The sequence below is a fragment of the Moritella sp. 36 genome (genome assembly GCF_018219415.1).
GTDB lineage: Bacteria > Pseudomonadota > Gammaproteobacteria > Enterobacterales > Moritellaceae > Moritella.
This window is the reverse complement of the sequence record NZ_CP056120.1, coordinates 633,307-654,735: the sequence shown is the minus strand read 5'-3', so window position 1 is coordinate 654,735 and position 21,429 is coordinate 633,307. Positions and strand designations below refer to the sequence as shown.

Below are 21,429 nucleotides of genomic sequence, written 5' to 3'. Positions count from 1 at the left end.
TCATACCCAAAACGAAATTTTCTTAAATGAATACTTATAAACAGCAGCAGCTACAATCATATTAAAAACGGTAAAAATTGATACGAAACTAACTGTTGAAAGTGCTATATGACCACCTAATAATGGTTCTCTGAATAATTCAACAAAATGAAAAAATGGGTTGTAATCAAGGACATAATCTCTTTGACCAAGTAAAGCCGTCTTATTCCACATAATTGGTGTCGCAAAAAAAGCTATTTGCATAATACTTAATACTATTTGGTGGAGATCTCTGAACCTTGCACAAAAACAAGATAAAGATAAAGTCAAAAATAAAACATTAACGCTGAATATAATAATACCAACAATTGACCAAAGAGAGTACCACGTTATATTAATATCAAATAAAATCGCAATAAAGACAAAAATAACCATATTATGTGCAAGAACAATAAAATTTCTCCAAATAACTTGCATGGGAAATATAGCCAATTTTATCGGCATTTGTTTTATATAATGTGCATTATTAATAAAAGCCTCTGCCCCTTCAGTAACACATTGATTTATAAACATCCAAAAAATCAGACCTAAAGCAAGATACGGTAAATAATCTTGCATCGGTGTATTGAAAATCTCAGAAAAAATGACACCAATAGATGATATATATATTGCAGTACTTAAAGTTAACCAAAATGGACCAATAAATGACCGTCTATACTTTTTTAGAATATCAGTCCACCCAAGTCTAGACCAAACTTGATATTCCTTTAATGACATAATAAAATCATTTCGATAATTACTCATCTTTACCTACCACCTCATACTTTGAAAGTAAGTTCAATATGTCACTTTTACTATTATTCATAAGCACATCAATAATCGATAAATTATCTATAAATTCAGGCGAGTTTTGTGTATAAGTGCACGCTTCTTTTTTTAAAAAACCAAGTGATAAGTTATTTTTTTTAAAGTCATACGTATCATATAACTCAATGCCACCACTTGCATTAACATATTCATCAGCATCGAATATTTCACATATAGATATAACTTTCCCAGTTTTATCTTCAAGTCTTAAATAGTCTAATTCTGAGGATAATGTCATGTTTTTAATAATGCCTAAATATTCAAATATTTTTTCATATGAATACATACATAGTGTACTGACATTTCGCTGCGAGTAATTAAATATATCTTTAATTAAAGGCATTACATCATGAAAAAATGGGCTTTTACTATAGGATTGCTCAATAGTTCTGATTAACTTTTTTGTATTGCTTGTAAAATAAAGATCTTTAAAATAACTATTACTTGAAATAGACTCTATCGGTAGTGTAAAACGCTGTATACGACCAGAGCTTAAAATATTATTACGATTGATAAAGCCTCCCTTAATAAAGGTAACATCATCATAAACTACAAAAATGTCACTATTATAGATAAGCTGAAAATATCCCAAATATGGGAATAAGTATGGTTGGTGAATAGATACAATCATATTATCTAAAAAAATCCTTAATGAGTGTGATTACCTTGTTAAGTTGATCATCTTCAACGAGACGTCCATAATAAGGTAAGCATATAACCTGTCGTGACATTTCCGTTGCTATTGGTAAGTTATCAACTGAAGATGACTCTAATTTAGAGTAAGGGGCAAACTCAGAACAAAGAGGATAGAAATATTTCCTTGCGTATACTCCATTTTTTTTCAAAAATTCATATAGTTCATCCCTTTTATTTTCAACTAATATAGGAAAATATTGGTGAGAGTTTGACGTATTATCATCAATATTAGGAATTGTTATTTCTCTAATACAACTTAAATTATCCCGATAAAGCTGATTAATATATATTCGGCCCGCTATTTCGTCATCAAGAATCTCAAGGTTTAACAGACCAACCGCCGCTTGAATCTCGTTCATCTTACCATTAATACCAATATCACTTACTGTGACTTCATTTTGAAAACCAAAGTTTCTTAAATCTTTAATTTTTTCATGTGTCGCTTTACAATTTGATATCAAAGCCCCCCCTTCAATCGTATTGAATAGCTTTGTCGCATGAAAAGATAACATAGTTATGTCTCCCCACTTACTAATCGATTTACCGAGAATTTTAGTATTAAAGGCATGAGCCCCGTCATAAATAACTTTCAAATTATATTTTTTAGCGAGTCGCTCGATTCCAACTACATCACATGGGAAACCATACACATGTACAGCTAAAATGGCAGACGTATCAGGTGTTATATTTTTTTCTATTGACTCGACAGTTAATACCATTCTATCTTGACAAATATCAGCAAAGACTGGTTTTAGCCCATTCCACTCAATAACATGCGTCGTGGCAGCAAAGGTAAATGGAGTTGTAATTACTTCACTTCCATACGGTAAATCCATTGCTTTTAACGCTGTGAGTAAAGCATTCGTACCGTTATTAAAAAGTAATATATTATCAACATCGAGAAAAGATTTCAGGTTATCTTCAAGTTTGTTATGTTTTTCCCCCATATTTGTTAACCATTCGGAATCAAAAATTTCGTCACACATTTGATGAAATTTATCTCTAGGCGGAATCATTGGGCGAGTAACGTAAATCATGTCATTTTTTTTCATCATAATCTCGAATTTTACTAATGAGGTAATTCAGTTCAGGTTTATTTAATCGTTGATCAATTGGTATTGTTACTATTTTTTTAGATAAATCATTTTCAAATTCAAAATGATTTAATTCATCACCTAAACAAGACCAATGACGAGCACAAAAAACACCATGCTTGGCCATGTAATCAACAAAATCACTTGGGTTTTCAACTATTATTGGATAGCCCAAAGGAGTCCAATCAATTTTTTTAAAACACGAAAATATTGATTTTTCTTGTAAAAAACTATTCAAATAATTCCAGTTATTTATTCGTTTCTTCGATATATATAAGTAACTAGATATTTTTAATAGCTCTATTGTTATTTTAGATGCTCTTGATTCATGGGAAAAAATACTTTTTTCGGATTTGATATAAGTCTCATATTGCCCACTTGACATAGTTTCATCTTGGTTTCTCATCAATATAGGTAGAAAATTAGTAATAATATCAGCACATTCTTTAACTTTAACTTGAGGGTGTGAAAATGCCCTTTTTGTGACAGCAACTCCCCCATCAGGAACTCCCATAAACTTCCTTGGACTATAGATTGACCAATCGACGTTAATATTAGGCGGTTCTATTGATTGAGCTTTATCTTCGATTATTAATATTTCTTTATTGAGATCACGTATTTTTTTTACAAAAATATCACTGATAGGCAAACCAAAATAAGATACTAATACTACACAATCATCACTTTCGATGTCGTCTAAAAAATAATCTTGAGGTATAAACTCATTAGATATTTGGTAATAATTTACTTCATATTCACTAAGAGCTTCTTTAACATCATTACATATATAATAAGGAAGCCATATTCTATGTATTTTTTCGATTTGTAAGATTTTTTTTATAGCAACTCGATTAGAATTAAAATCAAGTATATTTCGTCCATCTGTCCATGTTTTCCATAAACTATATATCGGATCTAGAGTTTCACCTCTTAAATCTAAACCAAAATACCCTCCAATTTTTCTATCCATTTTATTTTACCTTATAGTTTTCAATATTAAATATTGAAGGTAAAAAATCAACTTTACGATTATAGAAATCATGAAGGTTCACTTCAGATCTATCAGAGTTAGTATGCTTCCTAGTCATTACCTCAATTTTATCTGACCGATTTTTATATAAATCATGGTCGGATTCTAATAGCCTAATATCTCTCACAATATTTTCATATAAAGATTCCCAATTAGGATAAACGATATTTGAATCTTTAAATTCTACAGGGAAGAAAGTTTCATTATATACTGCGAATGATACTGAATCGCTTAACGACGGTTCAATAAAGTATCCATCATAACCTTCACCAAATGTTATAGTAAATAAAGCATCTGAAATAAGCTCTTTATATTCATTTAAAGAAATATCATTTATCACAACAAATTTATAATCAGGAAGTTCACTGATCATTTTTGATAAAATTTCATTTTTAGTTAAATCGCTAGTAGTATTAACATCATCATCAGGAGATATTGCTATTACTTTTGACTTTTGACTATGAGGCCTTCTTATAAATTCAGGTAAAAATGGGGTCAACAAATTTAATGGTACTTGATATTCATCCGATATCTTTTGAGTTGCATATTTCTCATGAGCAGATGTAACAGTCACATCTAGTGTTAACTCTTTCAAGCGTTCAATTTCTCTTCTCAAGGGAAATAAATCATGATTCTGGTCTAAAATATTAATTCTTAATTCAGGTATATAATGAAGCCATTTAATTTGATATTCGGTAAGTTCATTTAAAAAACCTTTAACAAAAACTTCTGGAAGGTTTAATGTAACTTTATCCGGTATCCCTTCCTGAATTATTTTATTGAAATGCTCCATTTCTAATGTTGATTCAAACTTAGAGTAACTTACAGCATTATTGCTCAATGGCAGACCTGACATTCTGACTTTAAAATCAAATTCTTTTTCTAGTTTAATCGATTTATCTACAAATCTATCTATTGACAACATTCCTCCGCCAATAGTATCAATGGCCACATTAAAAAAAATCATAAGATTTTGATTTTTATTAACATTGATTTTTTTTAATACATTAGTTTTTTTTAATTTTCTTTCTACAAGAACTCTTATTATTTTTTGAGTTAGAATAGGGGGTAGTATTTCTTTAATTAAATCACGTTTTCCTTTTCTAAAAATAGGAGGTATAAAATCATTGTAGTATCTCTTATAATCTTTTTTTAGAATAAACTCATCTTTCAACATAAACTCATTTTCAATATATTCAAATATTTTGTCATTCTGACAATATCGTCCTATAAAAAAATTATCGTCGTTATAAGGCACAGATAATGGATTATCTTTAAAGATCCTAATTTTAATCAAAGGGAATCCATTATAAACGAACCTGAATGCATCCATATTGTAAATCGATACATTTTTATAAACAGTATCAATATACGATGACATTTTTATGTCTTTATCTAAAAGAAGCTTTGTCAAACCCATTTCATATTTAAGGCAAACATCATTTCTATCTCTTTCTTTTTCAACATTATTGAAAAACATTTGAAAATCATTATCAATAAAAACTTCTTTTTTAAATGCCATAAAATAACTTCCAATACAAAACATTGGAATTTTACTATGAGGGATTTTTATATAGTCATTAAAAGCATAGTTGTAATCTAAGTTAAACTCATCAGTTGCCAATAATCCCCATGCAGAACAATCTTTCTGTGACATTTTATCGAATACAGGCTGAAAACTGTTTACACAATAAGCTGAGTCATTAGCAATAATTAATTCATCATATTGTTCAATGGTATTCCAGCCAACATAGTTTTTCATAAGTTCACTGTATGAACCAAAATCATATTTCCCATGATCTAGTACCCATGCATCTATACAAATGTTTTTTATCTTCATTAATGACTTTACTGATAAATCACCATCAGATAAATAATAAACATCACAATATAAACTCATTTCTTTCAAATAGTCCAATACATAAGGCTGCACTTCACTATTTTTATTATAACCAGCAAACAAACAAATACGTTTCATTAACATTTCCAATCCAGTAATACTTCAATTGCATCCACATCAAAGACAGGAATACCAAGCTTAACTCTTACTTCATTTCGTTCTTGAAAAGAGTTATCAATAAATATTGATTCTTTCTCTGCTATAAAACCTGATTTAAGATCATCCGGATTCAAGTGTAAAACACTGTTAAATAATTCAACTGGTATGTTATATTTTTTTAACGACTCATAAATATCACCTGCATGTCGAGTAATCAAAAAAATATTTTTATTATTATTTTTCAATTGATACAAATATCTAATCGCATCTAAATTTACTTTACTTCTAATTATTATCGTATCATCATAATCAATATAAACATTATTATATTTCACGTTTAACTTGAATCTATTTATTAATGTACGATCAACTTCAACTTCATAATTATTATCAATCAGAGAAATATTTTTTTCTAATGCATTATATACACTTAGAAGAGGTAAATTATATCCTTTAGCACGGCTTAAGCACATGGTACCAGCTGTTCGTGTTGATATTTCAAGAAGCTTCAACTTCCCAAAACAATCTTCTTTAATTTGAAAAAACCATAACCCATTAAATTTAACGTTCTCATTGATAGACTTAGCTATAGCATGTATTTCTTCGGTTATAGGAACAGTTTTACCGGACACACTTACTCCAGCCATTGTTCGCATTCTTAAACGGGGGAGTGCAATAATTAATTCACCATTGAATGAAGTAAAGCAATCGATAGTGTATTCTTTACCAGGTAAATACTCTGTTAAGACATTTTCATCTAGATTTATATCTTTTGCTTCTTCCTCATTTAAAACGAGCGTTGCACCAACAGAACCTTGACCTTTACTTGGTTTAGTAAATAAAGGAAAATTTATATCTTTAATATTATCGAGTGAATGATAAACTTTCGGATTAAAGTCATACGTTGAAAATAAATCATAAGTCATTGCCTTACTACGACAGAGTTCTGATGTTTTCTTTTCTGCACAAATAACTTTACATTTTATTTTACTTTCATTTTTAGACAGAAATTCTGCAATAGTATCATGTGTCGGAAATATTAACTTAATTTCAAGCTCTTCAATTATTTTATTAAACTCATAAAAAAAATTTTCATCTGAAATAAATGGCAATCCACTAATATAATTTTCATATACGTATTCACCATGTCGTTCTACAGAGCTCGCTCCATATAATTTTATATTAAAACACTTTGATAATGACGAGTGTAGTTCTATAGCGTTTATTTCACCCGCAGGGAAAATAAGAACATTAATCATATTATAACTCCAATGGTTTTATACGGCTAAATTCATTAGCAAATTTATCTTTTTCTGACAGAATGACTTTATCATTATGCTGAACTGGCCAATCTATTGCTAAATCAATATCATTCCAAATAATAACTTTTTCCGAGTTTGGGTCATAATAATTAGTACATTTATATACGAACTCAGCACTTTCACTCGTAACATAAAAGCCATGAGCAAACCCTTCAGGAACCCATAAATGACGCTTATTTTCAGCAGATAAATACACACCAACCCATTGACCAAATGTTAACGAGCCTTCACGTATATCAACGGCAACATCAAAAACTTCACCCGAAACTACATGCACTAACTTTCCTTGCATATTTTCAGTTTGATAGTGTAAACCTCGTAAAATACCTTGTTTTGATTTGGAGTGATTATCTTGTACAAATCGAGTTTGCTTCCCAGTCACTAGCTCTTCAAATTTTTTTTGATTCCACGTTTCCATAAAGAAACCTCGTTCATCACCAAATACTGTAGGTTCAATAATTTTAACATCTGGGATATTTGTTTCAATAACGTTCATAATAAACTCAATTTTTATGTGTATGCTTTAATGTTACTAAGTGCTTGTTTCCAGTCACTTGCATTAATCTCGAATTTTTCAGTAATTAATGCTGTATCTAACTTAGAATTAGCTGGGCGCTTCGCTGGAGTAGGATATTCAGCAGTTGTAATTGCATTAACCGTGAGTGATTGTTGGATGATCGATTGCTCTACCGCTTCATCAAAAATACTTTCTGCAAATTGGCTCCAACTAACATGTGGTAAGCCAGAGAAATGATAAATACCAAATTTATCACTCTCACCATTGTAAATAGCCTTGGTCATAACAACAAGTGCCGCAGCTATATCTCCAGCATAAGTAGGCCCACCCACTTGATCCCCTACAATACCCAACGTATCATACGCTTTTGCCAAACGAAGCATCGTTCTGACAAAATTATTACCATCTTCACCAAATACCCATGCGGTACGAAGTACAATGTGCTTTTGACAAGCATTGATAACCGCAATTTCACCCGCTAGCTTACTTTCACCATACACTCCTTGCGGCGATGTTAAATCTGACTCGGTGTAAATTCCGTCTTTATCACCCGAAAATACATAATCAGTAGATATATGCAATATCGATGCATTCACGCTATTGGCCGCTTCAGCTAAAAATCTTGGTCCACTACAATTTATCGCATACGATAAATCAACTTCATCTTCAGCTTTATCTACAGCGGTATGTGCGGCTGCATTAATTATGAAATCGGGTTTAAATGCTTTAACTACATTTTTAACTGCAACTTCATCGGTAATATCCAATTCAGCACGTCCTACAGCTAGAATATTAGCGATCTGCTGAAACTGCTTAACCAAGCACTGACCAACTTGTCCATAACACCCAGTGATCATAACTCTCATCACTGGTTTCCTTGTGATTTATCTTTAATTAGTCGAGCAAGATATTGACCGTATTCATTTTTCATCATTGGTTTAGCTAGATTGCTCAATTGCATATCAGTTAACCAGCCATTACGCCATGATATTTCTTCAAGGCAAGCAACTTTAAGTCCTTGTACATGTTCAATTGTTTGTACAAACGAAGAGGCTTCATGCAAACTTTCATGTGTACCAGTGTCTAACCAAGCAAAACCACGTCCTAAGAGTTCAACATTCAGTGATTTATCATCAAGATACATTTGATTAATAGAGGTTATTTCAAGTTCTCCGCGCTCAGATGGTTCTACTTTTTTTGCAAACTCAACTACACGACGATCATAAAAATACAGTCCTGTCACCGCATAATTTGACTTCGGTTTTAAAGGTTTTTCTTCAATAGATAATGCTCGCATATTTTCGTCAAAATCAACGACACCAAAACGTTCAGGGTCTTTAACTTGATAGCCAAATACTGTTGCACCATTATCCATTGATGCAGCTTTCTTTAACGTATCACTGAATGCCTGTCCATAAAATATATTATCACCTAATACTAAACAAACATTATCGTCACCAATAAATTTTTCGCCAATTATAAATGCTTGGGCAAGTCCATCAGGAGATGGCTGAATTTCATATTCAAGATTAATCCCAAAATCTGAACCATCACCCAATAAGCGACGAAATCCCGCGTTGTCTTCAGGTGTTGTTATGATTAAAATATCTTTGATGCCCGCGAGCATAAGCGTAGATAACGGATAAAAGATCATCGGTTTATCGTAAATCGGTAATAGTTGCTTCGATACACCACGAGTCAACGGATAAAGACGAGTACCTGAACCACCAGCTAAAACAATACCTTTCATTTATTTTTCCTCACTGTTTTGTGATGAGCCTAGACGTTCAAAACTGTATGAACCATCAAGAACCCGACTCCACCATTCTTTATTATTTAAATACCATTCAACCGTTTTACGAATACCTGATTCAAATGTTTCTGTCGGTTTCCAGCCCAATTCACGTTCAATTTTCGAAGCGTCAATAGCATAACGAACATCATGTCCAGGTCGGTCAGTTACGTACGTAATTAAATCTTGATATTGAACCACACCAGCGGGTTTATTAGGCACTAATTCATCAAGTAAAGTACAAATAGTTTTAACTACTTCAATATTAGCTTTTTCATTATGACCACCAATATTATAGGTTTCGCCTATTTCGCCTTTAGTAACAACAGCATATAGTGCACGAGCATGGTCTTCAACATATAACCAATCACGAATTTGCATGCCGTTACCGTAGACAGGTAATGCCTTTCCATCCAATGCATTTAATATCATTAATGGGATCAGTTTTTCAGGGAAATGGAAAGGACCATAGTTATTTGAACAATTTGTAACTACAGTCGGAAAACCATAAGTTCGTAGCCACGCACGTACTAAGTGATCGCTTGACGCTTTAGAAGCTGAATATGGGCTTGATGGTTCATAAGACGTAGTTTCAGTAAACAGATCATCGGTACCCTCAAGATCACCATACACTTCATCTGTCGAAATGTGATGAAAACGGAATGCTTCTTTACGAGAAATATCTAACTGATTCCAGTATTGACGAGCAGCTTCAAGCATCGTATAAGTACCAATAATATTGGTTTCAATAAACTCCGCAGGACCATCTATTGAGCGATCAACATGACTTTCTGCTGCTAGATGCATTACAAGATCAGGCTGGTGCTCAGCAAAAATACAGTCAAGAGTTAAGCGATCGCAGATATCAGCTTGAACAAACACATAACGCTCATTATTTTGGACTGATTTTAAAGATTCTAAATTACCTGCATAGGTCAATTTATCCAAGTTAATAACACTATCATTCGTATTCTCAATGATATGTCGAACAACAGCAGAACCTATAAATCCTGCACCACCTGTAATCAGTATTTTCACACTTAACTCCAATTAAAACTTAGCTTATATAAAGGTCGACCTAATTTATAAGTCAAACGGCCTACCTAAAACAGAGTGAAAGAACTAAATATAATAAAGATCTTAACTCTGTAATTATTTGATATTATGATATTCAACCATGTAAAATCACAACTAACAGATTCATAACATCCCTAAAAACAGACATTAATAACACTATATTTATAATGATTTTAAACACGCTACCGCCCTAAGGTTGCAGTACCCCAAGACTGATAAGTCATCTAATTTTAAAATTATATAGTATAAAAACGCCGCTATAATCGCATAAAATTCTATATTCGGCAACCTATCCATTAAGCTATAGCTAGATACCGATTAAAACAAAGAAGCGGTCTATTAAGTATAATATAACCGCCTGCAATAACAAAAATGCCCACCAATTTGCATTAGCGGGCATTGCTCAATAATAAATTTATATTAATCTTCGATTAGCACAGACTCTAATGCCATTACGATCATATCATTGAACGTTAATTGACGTTCTTCAGCAGTTGTAACTTCACCAGTACGGATGTGATCAGATACAGTGCAGATACAGATAGCATTTGCGCCGAACTCAGCTGCTACGCCATATAGACCAGCCGCTTCCATTTCTACACCTAATATTCCCAATTTTTCCATTGTATCAAATGACTCAGGCTTTGGTGTGTAGAATAGATCTGCAGTGAAAATGTTACCTACCTTCGCATCAATATTACATGCTTTAGCTGCACGTGTTACTTTACTTAATAATTCCCATGATGCGATGGCTGCAAAATCATAGCCATCAAAACGTGCGCGATTGACCCCAGAATCAGTCGATGCCCCCATACCGATCACAACATCACGTACTTTAACATCAGTGCTAATCGCACCACAGCTACCAATACGGATCAAATTTTTAACACCGAATTCTGTAATTAACTCTTTTGCATAGATAGAGCAAGACGGAACGCCCATTCCAGAAGCCATAACAGAAATACGTTTACCTTTGTAAGTACCAGTGAACCCTAGCATGTTACGCACGTCATTCACTTGCTTAATATCTTCTAAAAATGTTTCTGCGATGTATTTAGCGCGTAGTGGATCACCTGGGAATAATACCGTTTCAGCGAAATCACCTTTTTCTGCATTAATATGTGGAGTTGCCATTATAGTTACCTTCTTTGTTTTAGTTATACTCAGCATTCTTAACTAAGTACTTTATTTATAAAAATGGGTTTGTAAAAATAGTATTTATAAACATTGTTATTTATAAAAAGCTTTTACCGTATTCAAGCTTTGGTAAACCGTGATACGCCGCAATTGACTGACCAATATCAGCAAATGTGTCACGTAAACCCAGCGGACCTTTTGGTACATTTTGACCATAAAAGATTACTGGAATATGTTCACGAGTATGATCTGTTCCCGGAGCTGTTGGATCACAACCGTGATCGGCAGTTAATACCACAATATCGTCTTCGCCGAGGATCTCAAGTAACTCAGGTAAACGCGTATCGAAATACTCTAGCCCTTTTGCATAACCAGCAACATCCCGACGATGTCCCCATGATGAGTCAAAATCAACAAAGTTAGTAAACACGATAGTTTGATCACCCGCTTGCTTTACTTGTTCTAACGTCAGATCAAATAAAGCTTCAAGACCAGTGCCTTTAACTTTTTTAGTAATGCCTTGCTGTGCGTAAATATCTGCAATTTTACCGACACTCACGACTTCACCACCCGACTCAGCCATACGGTCAAGTAAGGTTGGCGCTGGCGGTAACAGTGAATAATCACGACGATTACCAGTACGTGCGAAATCACTCTTATCAGCCCCAATAAATGGACGCGCAATAACACGGCCAATGTTGTACGGTTCTAATAACTCACGTGCTAATTCACATAATTTAAGTAAACGTTCAAGACCAAAGGTCTCCTCATGACATGCAATTTGGAATACACTGTCTGCCGAGGTATAGAAAATTGGTTTACCCGATGCCATGTGCTCAGCACCCAACAGATCTAAGATCTCTGTACCTGAAGAATGGCAGTTACCTAAATAACCCGGTAAGTCTGCTTGCTCCACTAACTGATCCAGTAATTCTTGTGGGAAGCTGTTTTCGGTATCCGAGAAATAACCCCAATCAAACAACACAGGTACACCTGCGATCTCCCAGTGGCCACTTGGCGTGTCTTTACCACTTGAGATCTCTTGTGCGTAACCGTATGCACCAATAACCTCTGCGCTTTCATCTAAGCCTGCAGGAAATGAACCCACACTATCACCGCAAGCATGCGCAAGACCTAATTTGGTTAAATTAGGGATATGTAATGGGCCTTCACGACCCTCATCCGCTTTTCCTTCGGCACACCATTGAGCTATGTGACCAAACGTGTTGCTGCCTACATCACCAAATTTATCAGCATCGGCAGAAGCACCAATACCCAATGAGTCCAACATTAATATAATTGTACGTTTCATCATTATGACCTATTTTTATTATCTATTTTTAACTATGCTCTACATTAAACATTAACCAATTGTTAAACATCTGAAAGTCTAATTTGTTGATAAACATCAGCACTTGCAGCAGGCTGTATGTCACCGATATGAATCGATTTCAAGATTTCTGCTTGTGCAGCTTCAAACTGTGCGTCACTACGAGCATGCACCATAGCAACTGGTGTTTGTGCATCGAGTTGTTGACCCAGCGCTGCAATATCAGATAAGCCAACAGCATAATCGATTTGATCTGTCGCCACACGACGACCACCACCCATAGCAACAACCGCCATGCCGAAACCACGAGTATCCATCTCAGTTAAATAGCCACTTTGTGCTGCATATACTGGACGAAAAATTTCGGTTTTTGGTAAGTGTAGGTCATAGTTGTCAACAAAATCAGTTGGACCGCCTAAACCTGAAACCATAGTGCCAAATAATTCTGCCGCTTTGCCGTTATCTAATACTGCTTGTAATTTATTACGTGCGTCATCAACGTCGATTGCTAGACTTGCTGACAATAACATTTCCACACAAAGTGCCATTGTTACAGCGAATAAACGTGGGTTACGGTATTCGCCCGTTAAGAAACGTACTGCTTCACGTACTTCAACTGCATTACCGGCACTACTTGCTAATACTTGGTTCATATCTGTAATCAGTGCAGCAGTTTTACAGCCCGCACCGTTCGCTACAGATACAATGCTTTTTGCTAGTGCAACAGACTCCTCATGCGTAGGCATGAAAGCGCCACTACCCGATTTAACATCCATCACTAATGCATCAAGACCAGCAGCCAGTTTCTTCGATAATATAGAAGCCGTGATCAGCGAAATAGATTCGACTGTTGCAGTAATATCACGTACACCATAAAAACGTTTATCGGCAGGCGCTAAGTTTGCAGATTGACCAACAATCGCCACACCACTGTCTTTTACAACTTGGCGAAATTGCGTATTATCAACTGTTGTTTGGTAACCAGGGATCGCATCTAATTTATCTAATGTACCGCCGGTATGACCTAAACCACGGCCAGAAATCATCGGAACAAAACCACCACAAGCCGCAACCATAGGACCAAGCATCAGTGAAATAACATCACCAACGCCACCAGTTGAATGCTTATCAACGATTGGACCATTAAGTTGCATTGTATTCCAACTTAATACGTCACCTGAATCTCGCATTGCAGATGTGATCGCGATACGCTCGTCCATATTCATGTCATTAAAATAAGTCGCCATCGCAAATGCGCCTATTTGTCCTTCCGAGATACTATTATCAGCAATACCATTAACAAAATATTCAATTTCAGCACAACTTAGTACTTCGCCATTACGTTTACGACGAATAATCTCTTGCGGTATAAACATAACTACCTATCCCTTAAATAAGAAAAAGCTACTCCTTAAAATGGGAAGAGCTTAGTTAAATACAGAAAGTTAGGATCGAATAAGCACGTGTTATATTGATTACCCATGTCAGGAATAACTCACATTTGGTCTTAATCAATACAACACACTTTATTTGGGGATATTACTTTATCGAACCCAGAACTAGATAGTTAGTAACCGCTGCTATCAGCTGCTTTCTCTACTGATGAGAGCTCTGCTAACTCAAGCTCAGCTAATAAGTTAGCAAGCAGGCTTGAAGCACCGAAGCGGAACTTGGCTGGAGATACCCAGTCTTGACCTAGAATTGATTCTGCTAATGCAAGGTATTCACCTGCTTGCTCAGCATTTTTAACACCACCCGCGGGTTTGAAACCAACATCGGTGTTTTTCTCACTGATCACAGTAAGCATGATCTTCGCGAATTCGAGTGTTGCATTCACAGGCACTTTGCCTGTTGATGTTTTAATGAAGTCTGCACCCGCATCAATCGAGATCTCACTCGCTTGACGAATCAGAGCTTCAGTTTTAAGTTCGCCAGTCTCAACGATAACTTTAAGTTGTACGTTGGCAGGACAAGCTGCTTTACATGCTTTAACAAGCTCAAAGCCAACGTCCGCATTTCCGGCCATTAGTGCGCGGTATGGGAATACTACGTCAACTTCATCAGCGCCGTATGCTACAGCCGCTTTCGTTTCAGCAACTGCAATAGCAACATCATCGTTACCATGTGGGAAATTAGTTACCGTTGCTATTTTTACCGTTTCAGCACCAATTGCATTCAATGTTTTACGCGCGATAGGAACAAAACGAGGATAAATACAAACAGCAGCCGTATTGCCCGCCGCGCTTTTTGCTTTGTGACACAGTTCAATTACTTTTGCATCTGTATCATCATCATTAAGCGTCGTTAAGTCCATCATGTTTAATGCACGTTGCGCCGCAACTTTAAAGTTACTCATATTAAGTCTCCAAACTTATTTAAATTTTATAAAAACAGTGAAACCAGAGCAATTACACTAATTGCTGACTGCAGCTACTCAAGGATGACTTTAATAAAGAAGTGTTTACCTTAAGCTAATAGCTTAAAGTAAATAGATGACGTATAACGATTAATATTTTCTATCAATATAAGTATTAATATATGTATTAATCTAACTATCGACATAACTATCTTTAAGATAAATATCCATGAAGAATAACTATGCGGACTTGGTTCCGTGAAGACTTGATATGACTATCAATTAATATCCCTATAACCGCGCTAATACAGCTTCTCCAACCTTTAATTAAGGTTAAAAAAACAAGCTATATTGAACGAAAAACACCAAAAGTACATCATGTACGATCAGTTAAATTACATGACTAAATCTACGCTAAGTGACAAAGAAATCAAGAAATAAATGCCATCATAACCGACCTACTTCTCACTACGAGCAAATAAACGACAATAAAACAATATATTAAATGTATGACTATGTAAGCTCGTTATTTTATCGAATAATGAATTATTACATTGCTGGTTTTTCAGGCAAAAAAATACCCTCAAACCGTTAATCAATACAGTTTGAGGGTATATATTCGTTATCCCCTGCTATAAAAACAGAGGAAGAGCGAGGTTATATTAAGTGAGGAATAGACCCGCTAATGCTGCACTCATTAAGTTAGCGAGAGAAGCTGCAAGTACCGCTTTTAGACCCATGCTTGCAATGTCTGCACGGCGTGTTGGTGCTAAGCTACCTAAACCACCAAGTAAGATGGCGATAGATGAGAAGTTAGCAAAACCACATAATGCAAATGAGATGATGATTTGTGTATGATCAGATAGCTCGTTGTTTTTAATGTAGTTAACGAAATCTAGGAAAGCAACAAATTCATTCACTACCAGTTTTTGACCGATGAAGCTACCAGCAGCAATCGCTTCGTTCCATGGCACACCAATAACGAATGCAAGTGGAGAGAAGATCCAACCCAAGATCATTTGGATTGTTAGTTCTGGCATATCGAACCAAGCACCGATACCACCTGTGATACCGTTTGCTAATGCAATTAGACCAACGAATGCAATTAACATTGCACCAACGTTAAGCGCAAGCATCATACCTGAAGATGCACCTGCAGCTGCAGCGTCTAGTACGTTAGCTGGTTTTTCATCTTCGCTATCATCGAGATCATCAAGTGTAATTTTTGGTGTTTCTGTTTCTGGTTTAATGATTTTAGCCATTAATAGACCACCCGGAGCCGCCATGAATGACGCAGCAACCAAGTACTCAATCTTAATACCAAGACCCGCATAACCCGCTAGTACTGAACCAGCGATAGAAGCAAGACCACCAACCATTACCGCAAATAGCTCTGATTTAGTCATTGATTTAATGAACGGACGCACAACAAGTGGCGCTTCAGTTTGACCAACAAAGATATTTGCAGTTGCAGAAAGTGATTCTGAACGACTGGTACCTAATAACTTCTGTAAGCCACCACCAATAAAGTTAATTACCACGCTCATTACACCTATATAGTATAAAACAGCGATTAGTGATGAGAAGAAAACGATTACTGGTAATACGTTAAACGCAAAGATGAAACCAAGTTTGAATTTCGCTAAATCACCAAATAAGAATTGAATACCTTCATTACCATAAGCAATTACGTTTGCGACACCAGTAGAGAGACCTTGTAGTAACTCTTTGCCCGGAGGAAAATATAAAATGAAGGCACCAACGGCAACCTGGATAGCAAATGCGCCACCCACAGTGCGAAGGTTAATTGCTTTTCTGTTATCAGATAACAGAATTGCTAGACCGAGTAGGACAAATACGCCTACAATACCCATTACAAAATTCATCAGGAATAATCTCCAAGTTTCGCTTCAGAAGTGTTTTTGTTTATTTACGTCATAACCAAAATAGTCAATTAAAGTGTAATGAATAGTAAATTTACGATTTAATCATTGATTATAACAATCGGCGAGATTATAACTGTTATTAGCCACTTGTTAAGTGCTTGAGATCAGACCGCCCAAAATAGTTTCAAAAAAGTTGATCTATTTTCAAAAAGGGTGAACTTAAGACAAGAATAGTTCAATAAATGAGCTAAAATTCGTTTTTGCAATTAATTTTTTCGGCTCTCTCCGTAATTTTGTAAGTGTTTGTAACACTTCTGTAATGTTAACCGGTTCATTTCGTCGTCCTTGATAACCCAATATAGGCATATCTGGCGAGTCCGTTTCTAACAATAACGAGGTTAACGGCAATTCACTGACCGCTTGCCTGGTTTTTACTGCTCTTGGATACGTAATCACCCCACCAATACCTAATTTAAACCCAAGTTTTATGTATTGCATACCCAATTGACTGCTACCACTAAAGCCATGGAGCACACCACCACGTGGTAACTTCACCAGTTGTAATAACTGAATCAATTCATTGTGTGCTTTACGGCAATGTAAAATAACCGGTAAATCATAGTGTTTAGCGAGCAATAATTGTTGCTTACAAATCTGTAATTGTTGTTCGAACGGAAAGTCGACCGCTTTATCAAGCCCAAACTCGCCGACAGCAACAATTCCCTTTCCTGCCGCTAAATGTGCATCAAGCAATTGCAAATGGCTATCATCAAAATCGGCCAGAAAATACGGGTGAATACCTAACGCTGGATAAACCCCCTCATGCTGGTTGGCTAGGGCCAATACTGCCTGCCAATTTTTAGCGCCAATACCTGGTACTAAAAAATGTCTCACGCCCTTATCTCTCGCGCGATCTAATACCGCCATCAAGTCGGTATTAAAATCCACAAAGTCTAAATGGCAATGGCTATCGATGAGTTCTATCACTAAATACGTCGCCTTTTTGATTATTCACCCAAACAGTGAAATAAAGAGATAGTGTAACTTGCTGCGTAATTTGATTTAATAGCAAGGTTATCATTAATTAAGCACCTTTATGGAACCATGCATGTCTAAAAAACTATTTGCTCTATCTGCTCAATATTTAAAAAAAGCCATGCCGCTGATGATCCAGTATCAAATTCCAACAACGCCAACAAACTACGCGCTGTGGTATCACTATGTTTCTGATAATAATAGTGCATTACAAAAAAATCTCGATGACAAGATTGCCCAGCACGGAACTTGTACCCCAGCGGCGAGTGAAGAACTGTATCAGCGCTTTATTGTTGATAAGCGTGAGCAAGAAATTACTCAATTACGCACCGAACTCGATTCGATGACCAATGAATTAAGCAGCTCACTGCACGATACACTCAATGATACCAATGAATTTGATCGGATGTTGAATAAATGTTTGAACGAATTATCAAGTGTTGAAGAAGATGGCTTTTCGATTGAGAAAACATTATCCGCGGTACGGGAACTGGTAAAAGAATCTCACGATGTACGTTCGTCAACGCGTCATTTCAAAAGCCAATTGCACGAAGCACAAGCTGAGATTGCACAGTTACGTGAAACATTATTAGAAACACAGCATGATGCCATGCATGATAGCTTAACTGGCCTACTCAACCGCCGGATATTTAGTAAAGAAATTGAAACCTTTTGCAGTAACCCAAGTTTAAACCGCACTTTTTCAATCTTAATGGTCGATATTGATAACTTCAAAACCTTTAATGATGATTTTGGCCACCAACTCGGAGATCAAGTATTAAAAGCCATTGCGAAACGTATCTCAGATAGCTGTCAAGAAGGTGAACAAGTATTCCGTTATGGTGGCGAAGAATTTGTGCTGATCTTCCCAAACAAAAACTTTACTATTGCTCGTCAAAATGCGGAATCAATTCGCCGTGCCATTGAACGCCTAAGCATTCGTGATAAGCGCTCTGGTAAAGTCGTTGATAACATTACCGTATCAATTGGTGTAAGTGAAAATAAACCCCGAGATACCAGCCATGATATTTTGACCCGCGCGGATCTGCAATTGTATGAAGCAAAACGTCTTGGCCGCAATCGAGTAATGCCCTTACCACGCTAGCGACATATCCTGATTTGATTATTAAGAGCAAGTATCCTAGCCAACAAGATATAGCTTAGATAACTTGCCCTTTATTTATTTTACAGCGCTGTACACTTAGCTAAATCAAGCATGAAAGCATATTCTTTAGCGGTATCATGGTAATGCTGGAAACGTCCTGATTTACCGCCGTGCCCGGTCTCCATATCCGTATGTAATAACAATACATTCGCATCTGTTTTTAATTCACGCAATTTCGCAACCCACTTTGCCGGTTCCCAATATTGCACTTGTGAATCATGTAATCCGGTCGTTACCAATAAGTTAGGATAAGCCTGTGCTGTCACTTGATCATAAGGACTGTATGACAGCATATAATGATAAAACTCAGCGTCGTTCGGATTACCCCACTCGTCATACTCACCTGTTGTCAATGGAATAGATTCATCAAGCATGGTACTCACGACATCAACAAATGGAACAGCAGCAACCACACCATGATATAACTCCGGCGCAATATTAATCACAGTCCCCATCAATAGACCACCTGCAGAGCCACCCATAGCATAAACACGTTTAGGGTCGGCATAACCTTGTTCGACTAAACCCTTGGTTACAGCTGTGAAATCCGTAAAGGTATTCATTTTATTGAGTAGCTTACCATCTTCATACCAATGACGGCCTAATTCTTCACCACCACGAATATGTGCAATGGCATAAACAAAACCACGATCAAGTAGCGTTAATAGCGAGGCACTAAAGTAAGGGTCGATACTCGAACCATAAGAACCATAAGCATATTGCAATATTGGATTAACATTACTCTTCGAAAACAGTGCTGTTTTATATACTAAGGACACCGGGATCTTAACGCCATCTTCAGCAACAATCCAAACGCGTTCACTCTGGTAATCTTGCGCACAGAAATCACCAACAACGGTTTGCTGTTTTAATATTTCGCGTTCTCCACTATCAAGATTTAACTGATACGTTGAGGTTGGTGTTGTTAAACTCGAGTAGCCATAACGCAATTTGTCGGTATCAGGATCTGGATTTGTGCCAAGCCATGCCGTATAGGTTGGATCGTCAAATTTAATGATGATATCGGTCTTTGTCTGCCAATTAATTTGTCTTAAAAACGTTAAACCTTGCTCACGCTCTTCAACAACTAGCCAATCTCGGAATAGTTCATAACTTTCTAATAGCACATCATCACGTGCAGGAATAATGGTTTGCCATTGCTGAGTATCTGCCACCGTCGTCAAGGTCGCGGACATCAAAGCGAAATTCTTACCTGTTTTATTACTGCGAATGTAAAACTGCTGGCGGTAATGATCGACACTATATTCATGACCTCGTTCACGCCCACGCAGTAACGTAAATGCCTCAGTCGGATTATCTGCTGATAACACATGAACTTCACTTGTCATGGTGCTACTTAGCGACAACATGATGTAATCATCAGAAGTCGATTTGTAGATATCCGTATAGAAAGTATCATCTGATTCTTCATATACCAGCACATCTGCACTAATGTCAGTACCGAGTTGATGACGATAAACTTGATAAGGTAATAACGTCGTCGGATGTTTTTTTACATAGAATAGCGTTTTACTGTCATTTGCCCACACCACAGATTCGATATCTTCAATTTCTTCTGGGTATGCTTCACCGGTATCAAGATTAAGGAAACGTAAACGATATTGGCGTCGACTAACCGTATCTTCAGAAAAAGCTAATACCTGATGATTTGGACTTATCGCTAGTTCACCTAGCTGATAATACTGATGATCTTTAGCACGTTCATTAGCATCAAGTAATACCAGCCATTCGGCATCGGTATTATCCTTGCGCCAGCTATACACTGGATATTCCTTACCTTTCGAAAAACAGGTTTGATACCAATAGCCTTTCTTCAAATAAGGCACTGATGCATCTTCTTGTTTTACCCGCGCAACCATCTCATCATAAAGTTCTGTTTGTAATGAAGCTAATGGCGATAAAACCGCTTTCGTATAGTCATTTTCTTGTTCTAAATAGTTTAAAACTTGTTTGTTTTTACGTTCATCGTCACGTAACCAAAAATAGTCGTCTTGACGAGTATGCTGATGAATTGTCATTGAGTGCGCTTGCTTCATCGCAACTGGCGCAGTGGTAGAGAGATCCATTTTCACAAGAAAAAATCCTATAAATTAACTGAAAGAGTGTTACTTATCTATTAATGCATA

At 36.0% G+C, this 21,429-nt stretch carries 18 protein-coding genes; 1 reads left to right on the top strand and 17 read right to left on the bottom strand.

The window, feature by feature from the left end; all coding sequences use genetic code 11:
* The 16 genes from HWV03_RS03035 to HWV03_RS02960 form a co-directional block, all read right to left on the bottom strand.
* Window positions 1-783, bottom strand: coding sequence for an ABC transporter permease (locus HWV03_RS03035; RefSeq protein ID WP_211678399.1), 783 nt, complete (start codon window positions 781-783; stop codon window positions 1-3).
* The gene (locus HWV03_RS03030; RefSeq protein WP_211678398.1) at window positions 776-1,477 is read right to left on the bottom strand and encodes a WbqC family protein; all 702 of its coding nucleotides are present in this window, start codon (window positions 1,475-1,477) and stop codon (window positions 776-778) included. Before HWV03_RS03030 ends, HWV03_RS03035 begins: the two co-directional genes overlap by 8 nt.
* 1 nt (window position 1,478) lies before the next feature.
* Window positions 1,479-2,597, bottom strand: a complete 1,119-nt coding sequence (locus HWV03_RS03025) for a DegT/DnrJ/EryC1/StrS family aminotransferase (RefSeq protein ID WP_211678397.1) — start codon at window positions 2,595-2,597, stop codon at window positions 1,479-1,481.
* Window positions 2,581-3,606: a hypothetical protein gene (locus HWV03_RS03020; RefSeq protein WP_211678396.1), complete on the bottom strand. Its 1,026-nt coding sequence runs from the start codon at window positions 3,604-3,606 to the stop codon at window positions 2,581-2,583. Before HWV03_RS03020 ends, HWV03_RS03025 begins: the two co-directional genes overlap by 17 nt.
* Window position 3,607: 1 nt before the next feature.
* Window positions 3,608-5,644 carry a rhamnan synthesis F family protein gene (locus HWV03_RS03015; RefSeq protein WP_211678395.1) on the bottom strand — a complete coding sequence of 679 codons (2,037 nt, stop codon included), beginning with the start codon at window positions 5,642-5,644 and terminating at the stop codon, window positions 3,608-3,610.
* A complete protein-coding gene (locus HWV03_RS03010) occupies window positions 5,644-6,924 on the bottom strand; it encodes an ATP-grasp domain-containing protein (protein WP_211678394.1) in 1,281 nt (426 codons plus the stop codon). Before HWV03_RS03010 ends, HWV03_RS03015 begins: the two co-directional genes overlap by 1 nt.
* 1 nt (window position 6,925) lies before the next feature.
* A complete protein-coding gene (rfbC, locus tag HWV03_RS03005; RefSeq protein ID WP_211678393.1) occupies window positions 6,926-7,483 on the bottom strand; it encodes a dTDP-4-dehydrorhamnose 3,5-epimerase in 558 nt (185 codons plus the stop codon).
* Window positions 7,484-7,497: 14 nt separating this feature from the next.
* Window positions 7,498-8,370 carry a dTDP-4-dehydrorhamnose reductase gene (rfbD, locus tag HWV03_RS03000; RefSeq protein ID WP_211679982.1) on the bottom strand — a complete coding sequence of 291 codons (873 nt, stop codon included), beginning with the start codon at window positions 8,368-8,370 and terminating at the stop codon, window positions 7,498-7,500.
* Entirely contained in the window at window positions 8,370-9,254 is an 885-nt protein-coding gene (rfbA, locus tag HWV03_RS02995) for a glucose-1-phosphate thymidylyltransferase RfbA (RefSeq protein ID WP_211678392.1), read from the bottom strand. The genes rfbD and rfbA overlap by 1 nt, the downstream gene beginning before the upstream one ends.
* Window positions 9,255-10,334, bottom strand: a complete 1,080-nt coding sequence (rfbB, locus tag HWV03_RS02990) for a dTDP-glucose 4,6-dehydratase (protein ID WP_211678391.1) — start codon at window positions 10,332-10,334, stop codon at window positions 9,255-9,257.
* Between the two features lie 459 nt (window positions 10,335-10,793).
* Complete coding sequence (gene deoD, locus HWV03_RS02985) at window positions 10,794-11,507, bottom strand: purine-nucleoside phosphorylase (RefSeq protein ID WP_211678390.1); 714 nt, start codon at window positions 11,505-11,507, stop codon at window positions 10,794-10,796.
* 100 nt (window positions 11,508-11,607) lie between these two features.
* Complete coding sequence (locus HWV03_RS02980) at window positions 11,608-12,822, bottom strand: phosphopentomutase (RefSeq protein WP_211678389.1); 1,215 nt, start codon at window positions 12,820-12,822, stop codon at window positions 11,608-11,610.
* A 62-nt stretch (window positions 12,823-12,884) separates the two neighbouring features.
* Window positions 12,885-14,216 (bottom strand): thymidine phosphorylase, encoded by a 1,332-nt coding sequence (deoA, locus tag HWV03_RS02975; protein ID WP_211678388.1) that lies wholly within the window; start codon window positions 14,214-14,216, stop codon window positions 12,885-12,887.
* Between the two features lie 191 nt (window positions 14,217-14,407).
* Entirely contained in the window at window positions 14,408-15,196 is a 789-nt protein-coding gene (deoC, locus tag HWV03_RS02970) for a deoxyribose-phosphate aldolase (RefSeq protein ID WP_211678387.1), read from the bottom strand.
* A 662-nt stretch (window positions 15,197-15,858) separates the two neighbouring features.
* On the bottom strand, window positions 15,859-17,082 hold the full coding sequence (locus HWV03_RS02965; RefSeq protein ID WP_211678386.1) for a NupC/NupG family nucleoside CNT transporter: 1,224 nt from the start codon (window positions 17,080-17,082) through the stop codon (window positions 15,859-15,861).
* A gap of 219 nt (window positions 17,083-17,301) precedes the next feature.
* The gene (locus HWV03_RS02960) at window positions 17,302-18,069 is read right to left on the bottom strand and encodes a TatD family hydrolase (RefSeq protein ID WP_211678385.1); all 768 of its coding nucleotides are present in this window, start codon (window positions 18,067-18,069) and stop codon (window positions 17,302-17,304) included.
* A 121-nt stretch (window positions 18,070-18,190) separates the two neighbouring features.
* Between HWV03_RS02960 and HWV03_RS02955 the strand changes: the two genes are divergently transcribed.
* Complete coding sequence (locus HWV03_RS02955) at window positions 18,191-19,222, top strand: GGDEF domain-containing protein (RefSeq protein WP_211678384.1); 1,032 nt, start codon at window positions 18,191-18,193, stop codon at window positions 19,220-19,222.
* A gap of 80 nt (window positions 19,223-19,302) precedes the next feature.
* Here HWV03_RS02955 and HWV03_RS02950 read toward each other — a convergent pair whose 3' ends face one another.
* A complete protein-coding gene (locus HWV03_RS02950; RefSeq protein WP_211679979.1) occupies window positions 19,303-21,369 on the bottom strand; it encodes a S9 family peptidase in 2,067 nt (688 codons plus the stop codon).
* Between the last annotated feature and the right edge of the window lie 60 nt (window positions 21,370-21,429).